A 13293-nucleotide genomic window follows, 5' to 3' on the forward strand; every position below is an offset into this window, starting at 1 on the left:
GGCCGCCCGGTTCGGCGTGGAAAGGCGTCGAAGCGATTCACGGAGAGTTTCGAGCGACGCGGGGGCCGGTTCGCGGTGCAGCGTGGCGGGTCCGAAAAAGCGCGCCGCGCGCATCTCCGATCTCGTGATCGAGATGTTCGCTCAGACCCAAGTCGTCATGCGAAAATCAGAGCTTTTGCACGCGCGAAATCTATCTCCGATTTAATTGACCACTCGGGGGGCATGAACCGAGATTCGACCCTCGCCAGAAATCCAGACAACTCCCCTTGAAGCAAGCATCACGCGGATCGGAGGCGGCGTCGCCGTCGGGCGATCCTCGGGGAATGAAATTTTGGCGACGACGAGAGTTCACGCGCCGCCTGGATTCGAACGGTCGAGCGGCCGCTCATCCTTCCTCGCTCCCCCAGGATTTCTTTGACGAGATGATTTCTCAGAGCAGGGCTTGACTCGATTGTGATAAGATATATCTTAGAGCTGTCTAAACGAAAGGAGACACATTTATGAAGCATCATCACAAACATTGGGATCACGGCGGCCATCCGGCTTTCGTGCTGCGCGCTATGCGGGGCGGCGGGGACGAGCCTTTCGGCCGTGGCGGCCGCGGAATGCGCGGCGCCGGCGGGCGCCATGGCTTCGGTCACGGCGAGGGCGAGCGTGGCGGCGGCCGCGGGCGGCGGCGCATGTTCGAGGGCGGCGAGCTGCGGCTGGTGATCCTGCTGCTGCTGGAGAGCGAGCCGCGCCATGGCTATGACGTCATCCGCGAGATCGAGACGCGCACCGGCGGCGTCTATGCGCCGAGCCCCGGCATCGTCTATCCGACGCTGACCCTGCTCGAGGAGCTGGGACAGGTGGAGGTCCAGCCGACCGAGGGCGCCAAGAAGCTCTATGCGATCACCGATGCGGGCAAGACCCATCTCGCGGAGAATCGCAAGGAGGCGGAGGCGGCGCTCTCCCGTTTCGAGGAGCTGCGCGCCCGAAGCGCGGGCGTCGACACGGGGCCGGTGTTCCGCGCCATGGGCAATCTGAAGACCGTGCTGCAGCAGCGCCTCTCCGGCGCGCCGGACAAGGAGCTGCTGTTTCAGGTCGCCGATCTCATCGACGAGGCGGCGCGCAAGATCGAGCGGCTGTGACGCGACGTGGGTCGAGCGCCACGTTGCGGCGAACTCACCCCTTCGTCCTGAGGAGGTCCCGAAGGGGCCGTCTCGAAGGATGAGCCGCCGCGCCTCCTGGAGCATCCTTCGAGGCTTTTTGCGCTCCGCAAAAAGCGCCTCAGGATGAGGAGGGCGGGGGCTTCACTCCACCGTCACGCTCTTGGCCAGATTGCGCGGCTGGTCCACATCCTTCCCCATGAACACCGCCACATGATAGGCGAGCAGCTGCACGGGGACGGCGTAGACCAGCGGCGCGAAGGCGCCGCTCATCTCCGGCAGCTCGATGAAGCCGGCGAGTTCGGCCGCCGCCGCCTCGCGCGCCGCGGCGGAGCCGATGAGAATGAGATGGCCGCCGCGCGCGGCGACCTCCTGCAGATTGGAGACGGTCTTCTCCAGCGTCGCGTCCGGCGGCGCCAGCACGATCACCGGCATGGCGTAGTCGATCAGCGCGATCGGCCCGTGCTTCAGCTCGCCGGCCGCATAGCCCTCCGCATGAATATAGGAGAGCTCCTTGAGCTTCAGCGCGCCTTCCAGCGCCAGTGGATAGGCGCCGCCGCGGCCGAGATAGAGAACGCTGGAGGCGCGCGCCACATCGCGGGCGACCGGCTCGACCTTCGCCTCGCGGGCGAGGGCCGCGGCCATTTGGCCCGGCGTCGCCGCCAGCTCGCGCACTAGGCGCTTTTCGTCCGCCTCGCTCAGCACGCCGCGGGCGCGCCCGAGCGCAATGGCGAGGCTGGCGAAAACGGCGAGCTGGCAGGTGAAGGCCTTGGTGGAGGCGACGCCGATCTCGGGACCGGCGAGCGTCAGCGCGACGGTGTCGCTCTCGCGCGCGATGGTCGAGGTCTCGACATTGACGATGGAGAGAATGTGCTGGCCCTGCGCCTTGGCGTAGCGTAGCGCGGCGAGCGTGTCGGCCGTCTCGCCCGATTGCGAGACGACGATCATCAGCCCATTCTCGGCGAGCGGCGCCTCGCGATAGCGGAACTCCGAGGCGATATCGATATCCACCGCGAGCCGCGCATAGCGCTCGATCCAATAGCGCGCGATGAGCCCGGCGTAGAAGGCCGTGCCGCAAGCCGATATTGTGACGCGCGAAAGCTTCTTGGGATCGAAGGGCAGAGCGAAGGGCAGGCGCACCTCGCCGGCCGAGAGATCGAGATAATGCGAGAGCGTGCGGCCGACGACCTCCGGCTGCTCGTGAATCTCCTTGGCCATGAAATGGCGGTAATTGCCCTTGTCCACGAGGAAGGAGCCCGCCTGCAAGGGCTGGCGGCGGCGCTCCGCCTCCTTGCCGGCGGCGTCGTAGAAAGTGATCTTCTCGCGCGTCAGCACGACATGATCGCCCTCCTCGAGATAGGCGATCTGACGCGCGAAAGGCGCGAGCGCCAGAGCGTCGGAGCCGAGATAGACGCCTTCGTCGCCCCAGCCGGCGGCGAGCGGCGCGCCGCGGCGGGCGCCGATCATGAGATCCTCCTCGCCCTCGAAGAGGAAGGCGAGAGCGAAAGCGCCATTGAGCCGAGCGAGCGTGGCCGCGACCGCCTCGCGCGGCGCGGCGCCCTTGCTGCGCTCCTCGCCGACGAGATGGGCGACCACTTCCGTATCCGTCTCGGTGGCGAAGACATGGCCCTTGCCGGTCAGCTCCTCGCGCAATTCGCGGAAATTCTCGATGATGCCATTATGGACCACGGCGAGCCCGCCGCTCGTATGCGGATGGGCGTTGGTCTCCGTGGGGCGGCCATGGGTCGCCCAGCGCGTATGGCCTATGCCGCTCGTCCCCTGCAGCGGCGAGGCGGCGAGCTTCTCCTCGAGATTGCGCAGCTTGCCGCTGGCGCGCAGCCGCGTGAGCTTGCCTTTCTCCAGCGTGGCGATTCCGGCGGAATCATAGCCGCGATATTCGAGCCGCTTCAGCGCCTCGACGAGAGAGGGCGCGACGGGCTCGCGTCCGAGAATGCCGACGATGCCGCACATGAAAGCTCTCCGAAAACGGTTGGCCCAGCCGCTTTCGTCATAGCCTGCGGCCCGGCCTTTGACGAGCTTAGCAGTTTCACGCGCTCTTCGAGGCGGCGCTCCCGCCCAAAAGCGCGCGTTCTCCGTCTTTTAGTAAACGAAACCCTTGTCGATAGGCTGTCCCGTCATCGACCACGGCGACGACGCCCACCAATTTTTCTTTTGATTCGATGTCGAAGCGGTCGGGGTCGAATGCCGACACGCCGACCGAGACAGGCGGCTTCGTTCGCGCGACGCGCGTGCGCATCACACGCACGATCGCGGTCCATCGTTCGGCTTTCGCTCGTGAACTCGCAAATCGCGACGCGAAAGCGACGACGCCTTTTGAATGGGCCTCGACCATGGGCTCGACCTTCGGCTTGGGATAGTCGGGCCAGAACGGCGCCAGATGCTCCACGAGCAGACCGAGGGGCGGGGCCAATTGCCAGCCGAGCGCTTTGGCGTGATGCAGCCGGACATTGGAGAAGAGCGAAGGCAGAGCGGTGAAGCTGGTCCCGGGCAGAACATCGGCGATGCTGCGCACGACATTGGGCCACCAATGCGCGATCTCGAAAAGCTGCGCCTCGACATTGTTGCGCTCCCGCAGGAAATCGTTTGGCGCGATGCGCGAGAGCGCCGCGAGCCGTTCGGGATCGAGGATGCGCAAGCCAGCCGCCGCAGCGGCGGCCATAGCGCCTATGTTGATGAGCATGGCCGCGCCTCTGTCCGGCCGCTCCAGAATCGCGATCGGCAGAGCTTCATCCGCCAGCGCGACGTCGAGCAATGTGTCGGCGATTATGAGGCGGATCAGCCCGTAATCCGCGCGCGTCGCGAAAAGCGGCGAAGCGGCGCGCGGCACATGGGCGAGAAATTTCGCATTCTCGGCGAGATAGGACGCGTATATGGCGACCCGCGCGTTCGACGAGGCCCCAGCCAATGTGTCACAGAATGTGTTCATCGGCTCGGCGAAAAATTCGGCGAGCAGCGCCTCCTTGCTCGTCTCGGCGAAAGCGGCTCGCGCCGTCTCGCGAATTTTGCGCGGCTTCTCTTCCATCAGCGCGCGGCGCGCCGCTCCGTCGCCGATCGGAACGGGAGCGGAGGCGGGGTCGCGGAAAAAATGCACGCTCCGCAAAGAGGTTCCCGCATAGAGCATGGCTTTGTCGCCGCGCATGACGAGCGTGCGTCGCCCGCCGGATGTCGCCAATGTCCAGGCGATGCTGTCCGGTCTGGCTTTTTGGCCCACGCCGACATATTGAAACGCCACGCCGTCCCGCGCGCAGGTCGCACGCGCCGCGACATTTAGAGGGTCTTTCGCGAAGATGGCGTCGGCTCGACGCCGGACAAGATCGGCGCGCGTCTCGCGCAGAGAATTGCGTCGCATCAGAGCGTCGCGCTCGGCGGCGAGGCGATCGGGCGACAGCGGCCGCATGATCGGAAGGGCGCGCAGCCACGCCGCATGGATCCGCTTCATGTCTTCGAGAGCGAAAAAGCGATGGTCGAGGGGAGCGAAAGAGTCTCGGAAAAACCGGCCTCCCGACATGACTTCTTCGTTCAGAGCTGCGAGGCGCGCCGGTTCGGCGCTCATGAAAGCGAGAAATTCTTCGAAGACTTGCAGATGGTCCGACGCGCTCATCGCAGCGAGGCCGCATCGGCAATTCTCGATCGTCTGCCCGGACATGCCGCTGTTGAAGGCGAATTGCCGATGGCCGCCGTTGTTGACCTGGGCGAGATAATAATCCGAGTGATAGCTCCAGAAGGCTTGCTGCGCGATCTCGCCGGGGACGAGACGGGCTTCGTCCATCGCCCAGTTCACGAAAGCGAAAACCGCCTCGACCAGATCTTCTTCCCCGGTCGTGTTTTCGGGAATGAGAATATTTTCAGCGATCAATCCTCGGGGTTCGAGGATTCGACCGTCATCCATCGGGTCAGATTCGACGCTATTCATGAAAAATCCGGTCGGCGTGCTCGATCTCGAGCATCGGCGCTGGATCACGGTACAACGCTATAGAGCAAAACTCTACAGCGCTCTATTTTTTGTCCTTCTTCGCCTTCTGGACGCGGCGGAAGCTCTCCGCCCAGCCTTGCTTCTCCATCTGGCGGCCGCGGGCGACGGCGAGGGCGTCCGCCGAGACGTCCTTGGTGACGACCGAACCCGAGCCGACATAGGCGCCGTCGCCGATCGTGACCGGGGCGACCAGCGCCGAATTGGAGCCGATGAAGGCGTTTTCGCCGATGATGGTGCGATATTTGAAGAAACCGTCGTAATTGCAGGTGATCACGCCGGCGCCGATGTTGGAATGCGCGCCGACGGAAGCGTCGCCGATATAGGTCAGATGATTGACCTTGGCGCCTTCGCCGATCTCGGCCCCCTTGATCTCGACGAAATTGCCGACCTTGGCCTGCGCCGCGAGCTTTGCGCCCGGCCGCAGCCGCCCATAGGGGCCGACTGTGGCGCGCTCGCCCACCAGCGCCCCCTCGAGATGGGAATAGGCGTGAATGACCGCGCCATCGGCGATCTCGACGCCGGGGCCGATGACGACGCCGGGCTCGATCGTCACATCGCGGCCGATCCTCGTGTCATAAGAGAGAAAGACGGTCTGCGGGGCGATCAGCGTCGCGCCGCCCAGCATGGCCGCGCGGCGGAGCCGCTCCTGGGCGACGGATTCGGCGCGGGCGAGCTGGACGCGGTCGTTGACGCCGAGAACCTCCTCCTCCGCCGCGACCACGAGCCGCGTCCCCAGCCCGGCCGCGGCGGCGCGGGCGACGATATCGGTGAGATAATATTCTTTCTGCGCATTGGCGGCGTCGATCCCGTCCAATAGCGCCAGCGCCTTCGCGCCGGAAATGGCCATGAGCCCGGCGTTGCAGAGCCGGCAAGCGCGCTCGGCCGCGCTCGCGTCCTTCTCCTCGCGAATGGCGCCGGGGCGCCCTTCGGAGTCGCAGAGTATGCGGCCATAGCCGTGCGGATCGGCGGCCTCGAAGGCGAGCACGGCGACGGCGGCGCCCTCGGCCAGCGCCGCGCGCAAAGCGGCGATCGTCTCGGCGCGCACCAGCGGCGTATCGGCGAAGAGCACGACGATATCGTCCGCCCCGGCGAAGGCCTCGCGCGCCGCCAGAACGGCATGGGCGGTGCCGAGCTGCTTCTCCTGAACGAAGATTTGCGCGTCCGGCCGCTGGCGGCGGGCCTCGGCGGCGACATCCTCCTTGCCGGCGCCGATGACGACGGCGATCTCGTCCAGCGCGGCCGCGGCGGCCAGAACATGGCCGAGCATGGACCGCCCGGCGACCTCATGGAGAACCTTGGGCCGGCGCGATTTCATGCGCGTGCCCTCGCCGGCGGCGAGAATTACGGCGAGGGAGCGGCGGTCGGTCGGTCGAGCTTCCATCTTGCTGCGCGGCCTCTGGCTCATGGCGGGGAGGGGACGGCGGGGCGCGCGCCCGGCTGTTTTCCTCGCGTTCATATTCGTCCTGATCATATGCGTCTTGGCAGATTCGCGGGCGGGGGAGCAAGCGCAGGCTCGGCGCGAGGTTTCCGCCGCGCAACCAAAAACGAAAGTTTCGTGTTCCGAAGTCCGGGCTTTCAGGTATATCCGATAGACAAGTCCGCCGTTTTTTCCCGCCCCTTCGTCAGTCACGGGTCCCGGTCCCGCATGTTCGTACGCAGAGACCTGTTGAAAGCCTCCTTGACCGCGCTCGCCGGCGGAATCTCCGGCGGCCGCGCTTTCGCCCAATCGGCTCCGCCGGCCCCCCCGCCGCCGGCGCCCGCCATTTTCGGCCGGGAAGTGGTGATCGAGCTCGCCCGCGCGCTCGCCAAGCGCCCTTTCGCCGCCCCCGCGGCGGAGCTGCGCGAGCCTTTCGCCAATCTGAGCTACGAGCAATATGTCGGCATAAAAACCAAGCCGGGCGCGGCCATATGGAGCGGCGAGAATCGCGGCTTCTCGGTCGAGCCGCTGCATAGGGGATTCATCTTCGGCGCGCCGGTCGAGCTCTATGTCGTCGAGGACCGGATCGCCAAGCGGGTCGCCTATGACCAGGCGAAATTCGACTATGGCGGTCTGAAGGTCGGCGACAAGCTGCCGGATATCGGCTTTTCCGGCTTCCGCATTCTCGCGCCCCAGGGCGCCGGCGCGCCGGACACGGAGCTGGCGCTGTTCCAGGGCGCGAGCTTCTATCGGGCGCTCGCCCGCGGCCAGACTTTGGGCGTAACCGCCCGCGGCCTCTCCATCCGCACCGCCGATCCGCGCGGCGAGGAGTTCCCGGTCTTCCGCAGCTTCTGGATCGAGAAGCCGACGCTCGCCGGCAACGCCCTCGTTATTCACGCTCTGCTCGACTCGCAGAGCGTCACGGGGGCCTATCTGTTCACGCTGCGGCCGGGCGAGGCGACGATCATCGACGCGGAATTCACGCTGTTCCCGCGCGTCGCCATCGATCATCTGGGGCTCGGCGGCGCGGCGGCGGCCTCTCTGTTCACGCCGCTCGACCATCGCCGCTCGGATGATCCGCGTCCCTTCGTCGCCGAGACCAATGGGCTGCAAATGCTCACCGGCAAGGACGAATGGCTGTGGCGCCCGGTCTCCAACCGCGACACGCTGCAAATCTCGGCCTTTGTCGACTCCAATCCGAAGGGCTTCGGATTTTTGACGCGCGACCGTGACATAGAGACCTATCAGGACGATATACAGCATTGGGAGCTGCGTCCTTCGCTCTGGGTGGAGCCGATCGGCGATTGGGGCGAGGGCTCGGTGCAGCTGGTCGAAATCCCCTCCGAATCGGAGGTGAACGCCAATATCGTGGCCTATTGGCGGCCCAAGCAGCCGCTCGCCGCGGGCAAGGAGGCGACTTTCGCCTATCGGCAGTTCTGGTGCTGGAGCCCGCCGGCGCGTCCGCCTTTCGCGGTCGCCGTCTCGGCTTTCGGCGGCCGCGCGCCTTCGCCGAAACTGCGCCGCTTTATCGTCCAGTTTGCGGGCGACAATCTGGGCGATCCGCAACGTGTCGCCAATCTGCGGCCCGTCTTGACGACATCGCCCGGATCGGCGACGAACATTCGCATCTATCCGAATCCGAAGGCGAAGACATGCCGCGTCGTCTTCGACGTCGATCCCGCCGGCGAGACCTTTTGCGAGCTGCGCCTCGTCCTCCATTCGGGCGACGAGCCGATCAGCGAAACCTGGCTCTATAGATGGACGGTGTAGCTCTCTCTCTCGTCGAACCCGTTCCGCCGGACGTCGCCGCCCCGCCGCCGCCCGTCGATCCCGCCGCCGCGCCGCCCATGCCGGCGGAGCGCCGGCTCGAGATGCCGACGCAATCCTTCTGGCGCTTCAAGGCGAAGGAGCGTCGCCCACGCTCGGCGCCGAAGCTCTGGCGCACGCCCTGGATCTCGCGCTTCGTCACCTTCGGCGGCGGCCTCGCGCTCACCGCCTATGGCGGCTACGAGATGTACCGCGTCATCGACGTCGGCGGCGTCACCACGTTGAAATGGGCGCTGCTCGCGCTCTTCGTGCTGAACTTCTCCTGGATCGCGCTCTCTTTCGCCAGCGCCGTCGTCGGCTTCGTCGCGCTGCTCTTCGCGCGCCGGCCGCCGCCGCCGCCGCAGACGCTCGCGGCGCGCACCGCCGTCGTCATGCCCATCTACAATGAGGCGCCGAGCCGCGTCTTCGGCGCGCTGCAGGCCATATTGCAGGATGTGGAGGCGACGGGCCTCGGCGCGCATTTCGACTGGTTCTTCCTCTCCGACACCACGAACCCCGATATTTGGATCGCCGAGGAGCGCGCCTTCGCCGCCATGCGCCGCAGGCTGGGGCCGCAGGCGCGCATCTATTATCGCCGGCGGGAGAAGAACGTCAGCCGCAAGGCCGGCAATATCGCCGATTTCGTCACCCGCTGGGGCGGCGCCTATGAGCATATGGTGGTGCTCGACGCCGACAGCCTGATGGCCGGCGACGCCATCGTGCGCCTCGCCGCCGCGATGGAGGCCGACCCGGACGCCGGCATCATCCAGACGCTGCCGCTCATCATCAATCGCAACACGCTGTTCGCGCGCGTGCAGCAATTCGCGGCGCGCATCTATGGTCCCGTCATCGCCGCCGGCCTCTCGCAATGGATGGGGCGCGACGGCAATTATTGGGGCCATAACGCCATCATCCGCACAGAGGCTTTCGCGCATCATTGCGGCCTGCCCGATCTCAAGGGCCGTCCGCCCTTCGGCGGGCATATTCTCAGCCATGATTTCGTCGAGGCGGCGCTCATTCGCCGGGCCGGCTACTCTGTCTATATGATGCCGACGCTCGGCGGCTCCTTCGAGGAGAGCCCGCCCTCGCTGATCGATCTCTCCATCCGCGATCGTCGCTGGTGCCAGGGCAATCTGCAGCATTCGCGCATTTTGGGCGCGCGCGGATTCCATTGGGCGACGCGGCAGCATTTCCTCACCGGAATCTTCGGCTATCTCACCTCGCCGCTGTGGCTCTGCCAGCTCCTGGTCGGCATCGCGCTCGTCTTTCAGGCGAGCTATTTCCGGCCCGAATATTTCACCGCCAAATTCACGCTCTTCCCGGTGTGGCCGCGCTTCGATGCGGAGCGCTCGCTGGCGCTGTTCGCGCTCACAATGGCGATATTGCTGGCGCCGAAATTCTTCGGCCTCATTCTCGCGATGATCGATCGCGAGACGCGGCGCGGCTCCGGCGGCATTATCATGCTGCTGATCTCGACTCTGTTCGAGGTGCTGATGTCGGCGCTGCTCGCGCCGATCATGATGCTGATCCAGACCGGCCATGTCTTTCACATTCTCTTCGGCGCCGACACGGGCTGGGACCCGCAGCGGCGCGACGACGGCTCGGTTCCCTTCAAGGCGATCGTGCGCCGTCATCGCGCGCATATGGCGCTCGGCGTGCTCACCCTCGTCGCCGGCCTGATGATCTCGCCCTCGCTCGTCGCCTGGATGTCGCCGACCATCGCCGGCCTCATATTGGCGATCGGCATTTCCTACATCACCGGCCAGCGCTGGCTCGGTCTCGTGTTCCGCCGCGCCGGCGTGCTGGTGACGCCGGAGGAGACGACGACGCCTAAGATCGCGCGCAAGGGACGGGCGTTGCACCGCCTGCTGGCGCGTGTCGGCCAGGACGAGGAGAATTGCCTCGTCGCTATTCATGGCGATCCCGAGCTGCGCGCGCTGCACGAGGCATGGCTGCCGGCGCGCCCGCCGCGCAAGCGCGGCTCCATCTCGGCCGATCGCGCTTTGGCGGAGGCCAAGCTCGCCGACGCCGAATCGCTCGAGGATGCGGTCGAATGGCTCGATCGCAGCGAGCGCCTCGTCGTGCTCGGCGATCGTGCTCTGCTCGGCATGCTGGCGCGTCTGCCGCGCCGGGTCGAGAAGGAGAAAGAAGAAGCCGCGGCGCGAGAGGATGCGACGCGGCTCGCGAGCTGAGCGTCAGAACTTCAGCGAGACGCGGGCGTAATAATAGCCGCCATTGACGCCGAAGGGCGAGAAGGTCGGGAAGATGCCGGCGCCGAGGCTGCGCGTCCAGGGTAGAGTCTGATCGGGCCGCACGCCGAAGAGATTGTTGCCGCCGATCGCCGCGCGCAGGCCCGAGCCGAAATCATAGGCGATCTCGCCATCGGTGATGAATTTCGGCGTGATGACATTGGTGTAGAAGGGCGCGCTGCCGGTGAGCGGCGAGGCGACGACCGAGCTGACATTGCCATATTGCGTGAAATGCAGCGCGAAGGTCCAGGCGTCATAGCTGTAGGACCCGCCGAACACGACCTTGGTTCGCGGCGTGAGATCGGTAATGTTCGATCGCGCCGCGGCGTTGAGCAGCGGCGCGCCGTTGAAGGCCGCCGGCGATTGCGCGACGGAGAGGATCGTCGTCTCGAGGAAGCTCGCCGCCGCGTCGAAGCGCAGCGCGCCATAGGGGCCGAGATCATAGGCGTAATCGGCCTTCACATCGACGCCGCGCGTGCGCGTGAAGGCGCCGTTGACGAAGAAGCTGACCGTGCCGGTCGCGCCCGCCTGCAGCGAGTTACCGCTCGCGGCGATGGCGGCGAGCGCGGAGGGGCCGGTGAGACTGCCCGTCGCGACGATGCGATCACGCAGGTCGATCTGATAGGCGTCGACCGAGACATGCAGATCGCGCAGCGGCTCCGTCACCACGCCGAGGCTGATATTGGTCGATTTTTCCGGCTTGAGCGGCTGCGCGCCGGCGACGCTCGCCGCGGAAGAATTGGGCGGCAGGACGATATTGGCGGTGGTCGGCGAGACGGTCGTCTGTGAGAAGAACTGCTCTGCGAGAGTGGGCGCGCGAAAGCCGGTGCTGACGGTGCCGCGGAGCGCGATGGCGGGAGAAATGTCGTAGCGCGTCGACAGCTTGCCGTTGATCGTGTCGCCGAAGTCGTTGAACGTCTCGTAGCGGCCGGCGATGTCGATCTTCCAATCAGGCAGCGGCTTGCTGCTGATGTCGGCATAGCCGGCGAAGGACTCGCGGCTGTGGTCGCTGGCGTCGGTCGGCCGTATGCCGACCCAGGCCGCCGGGCCGGAGGAATAATAGGAGAAGAAGTCGCCCTGGCGGACCGCATAGGTCTCATGGCGATTCTCCGCGCCTATCGAGATGTTCACCGGCGCGGGCAGGAAGCTCGGCGCGAATTCCTTGCCGAGATCGAGATTGATGGTGCGCAGCGTGCGGAAATATTGGCCGATGTAGAATTGCCGCGGCGTCCAGCCGGCGCCGAAGGCTTTGAGCGTGTCGTTGAACAGCGCGACATTGGCGGATTGGTTCAGCCCGACGTCGATCTTGTCGGAGCCATAGGTCAGGCTGAGATCCCATCGCACATCGTCCAATACCTTACCCTTGGCGCCGCCGCTCAGCGACCAGTCTTCCTCGTGAATGGTCTCGGCCGGAACGAAGCCGGACGGGTCGATGATCTTGTTCCCCGCCGTACCGTTGAGATTGGGCGCGCGATAGTTTTGGAAGGATTCGCCGCGCCGTCCCGCGCCCGTGCCGAAGAGATAGAGCTGCACGCCATTGTCGAGCTCATATCCGGCGTTGAGGCCGGCCGAGCCGGTGATATAGGCCGCATCGCCGATGATGGCTGACACATTGGGATCGACCCAAGGATAGGGCGTGCCGGGGCCGACGCGTAGGCCGGTTCCGTCCTGCGTGCGGTCCGGTCCCGTCTGATTGCTGTGCAGATGCGAGGTGAGATCGGCGCCGAGCGTCAGAAATCCCTGGTCGCCGAGCGCGAAGCTCTTGTCCGCCTGCAGATTGCGCGTCAGCCCATTGCCATGCGTGTTGGGATTGTAGCTCTGCCCATAGGAGCCGACGAGCGCGGAGAGTCCGCCGCCCTCGGAATCAGCTTTCAATATGACGTTGATCACGCCGGCGATGGCGTCGGATCCATATTGGGCGGCGGCGCCGTCCTCGAGAATCTCGACGTGATCGACGAGCGCAACGGGTATGAGATCGAGATCGGCGCCGGCCGCGCCCTTGGTGAAGCCGGTCGAGGACAGATTGGCGGTGCCGTGCCGCCGCTTGCCGTTGACGAGCACGAGCACATGGCTGGCGGTCAGGCCGCGCAGCCGCGGCGAGCGCACCAGATTGTTGACGTCGCCGCCGACGCCATAGATCGAATAGGAAGGATCGAGCCGCTGCAGCGCATCGACGAGATTCGTGCGTCCCGTCGCCTTCAGCCGCTCGCCGCTCACAACCGTGATCGGCGCCGTGCTCTCGCGCGCCTTGACGCCATAATCGCGTGTGCCGGTCACGATCACATCCTCGACCGCCGCCTCACGCGGTTTCTGCTCGCCGCGGTCCAGCGCTCGCGCCGATGGCGACAGAATCGCCGCCGCCAGCGCCAGCGCGCTCGCGCCGAGGCGTTTGGCCAGCGGGGGGAATGATGGAGAGGCTGCGTGAGCGGAGCGGAGGTCGGCGCGAAGGAAAGTCATTGCTAGTCTCCTCAAAAAAGAACGAATTGGCGTGCTCGCGCCGGCCGATGTCGATCGACGTCCATCGGGCTGAATTATGCGCAGCCTAAACGCTGCGCTCGAGCTCATGCAAGGCAAAATTGTCAATCAATTCAATACATATAGCAGTATCTGTAGAATTAATTCCATTGTTATCGAGGATATCCGAAGCATATATTTCGAATACGCGGCGCTCTTCGTCGA

Annotated in this window: 7 protein-coding genes and 1 pseudogene; 3 read left to right on the forward strand and 5 right to left on the reverse strand. The window is 65.6% G+C overall.

The window, feature by feature from the left end:
* The first annotated feature begins 500 nt into the window (after positions 1–500).
* Positions 501–1130: a PadR family transcriptional regulator gene (locus METLW4_RS0119790; protein WP_018267977.1), complete on the forward strand. Its 630-nt coding sequence runs from the start codon at positions 501–503 to the stop codon at positions 1128–1130.
* Between the two features lie 162 nt (positions 1131–1292).
* Here the strand turns inward: METLW4_RS0119790 and glmS are convergent, their stop codons facing one another.
* The 4 genes and pseudogenes from glmS to glmU all read right to left on the reverse strand — a co-directional run bounded on the left by glmS (position 1293) and on the right by glmU (position 6523).
* Positions 1293–3119, reverse strand: coding sequence for a glutamine--fructose-6-phosphate transaminase (isomerizing) (glmS, locus tag METLW4_RS0119795; protein ID WP_018267978.1), 1827 nt, complete (start codon positions 3117–3119; stop codon positions 1293–1295).
* 76 nt (positions 3120–3195) lie between these two features.
* Complete coding sequence (locus tag METLW4_RS0119800) at positions 3196–4608, reverse strand: hypothetical protein (protein WP_157235264.1); 1413 nt, start codon at positions 4606–4608, stop codon at positions 3196–3198.
* A gap of 27 nt (positions 4609–4635) precedes the next feature.
* A pseudogene (locus METLW4_RS29010) lies at positions 4636–5082 on the reverse strand (DMP19 family protein); the annotation flags it as partial.
* A gap of 82 nt (positions 5083–5164) precedes the next feature.
* Positions 5165–6523, reverse strand: coding sequence for a bifunctional UDP-N-acetylglucosamine diphosphorylase/glucosamine-1-phosphate N-acetyltransferase GlmU (gene glmU / locus METLW4_RS0119805; RefSeq protein WP_026191658.1), 1359 nt, complete (start codon positions 6521–6523; stop codon positions 5165–5167).
* Between the two features lie 264 nt (positions 6524–6787).
* On the opposite strand from glmU, the gene METLW4_RS0119810 reads away from it, so the two are divergent.
* Together METLW4_RS0119810 and mdoH are read left to right on the forward strand one after the other, a co-directional pair.
* Positions 6788–8329: a glucan biosynthesis protein gene (locus tag METLW4_RS0119810; RefSeq protein ID WP_026191659.1), complete on the forward strand. Its 1542-nt coding sequence runs from the start codon at positions 6788–6790 to the stop codon at positions 8327–8329.
* Positions 8317–10557: a glucans biosynthesis glucosyltransferase MdoH gene (mdoH, locus tag METLW4_RS0119815; protein WP_018267982.1), complete on the forward strand. Its 2241-nt coding sequence runs from the start codon at positions 8317–8319 to the stop codon at positions 10555–10557. Before METLW4_RS0119810 ends, mdoH begins: the two co-directional genes overlap by 13 nt.
* Before the next feature lie 3 nt (positions 10558–10560).
* Here the strand turns inward: mdoH and METLW4_RS0119820 are convergent, their stop codons facing one another.
* Entirely contained in the window at positions 10561–13071 is a 2511-nt protein-coding gene (locus METLW4_RS0119820) for a TonB-dependent receptor plug domain-containing protein (protein ID WP_018267983.1), read from the reverse strand.
* Between the last annotated feature and the right edge of the window lie 222 nt (positions 13072–13293).

Origin of the sequence: Methylosinus sp. LW4, from assembly GCF_000379125.1 — a bacterium.
In the GTDB taxonomy this organism is placed as follows: Bacteria; Pseudomonadota; Alphaproteobacteria; order Rhizobiales; family Beijerinckiaceae; genus Methylosinus.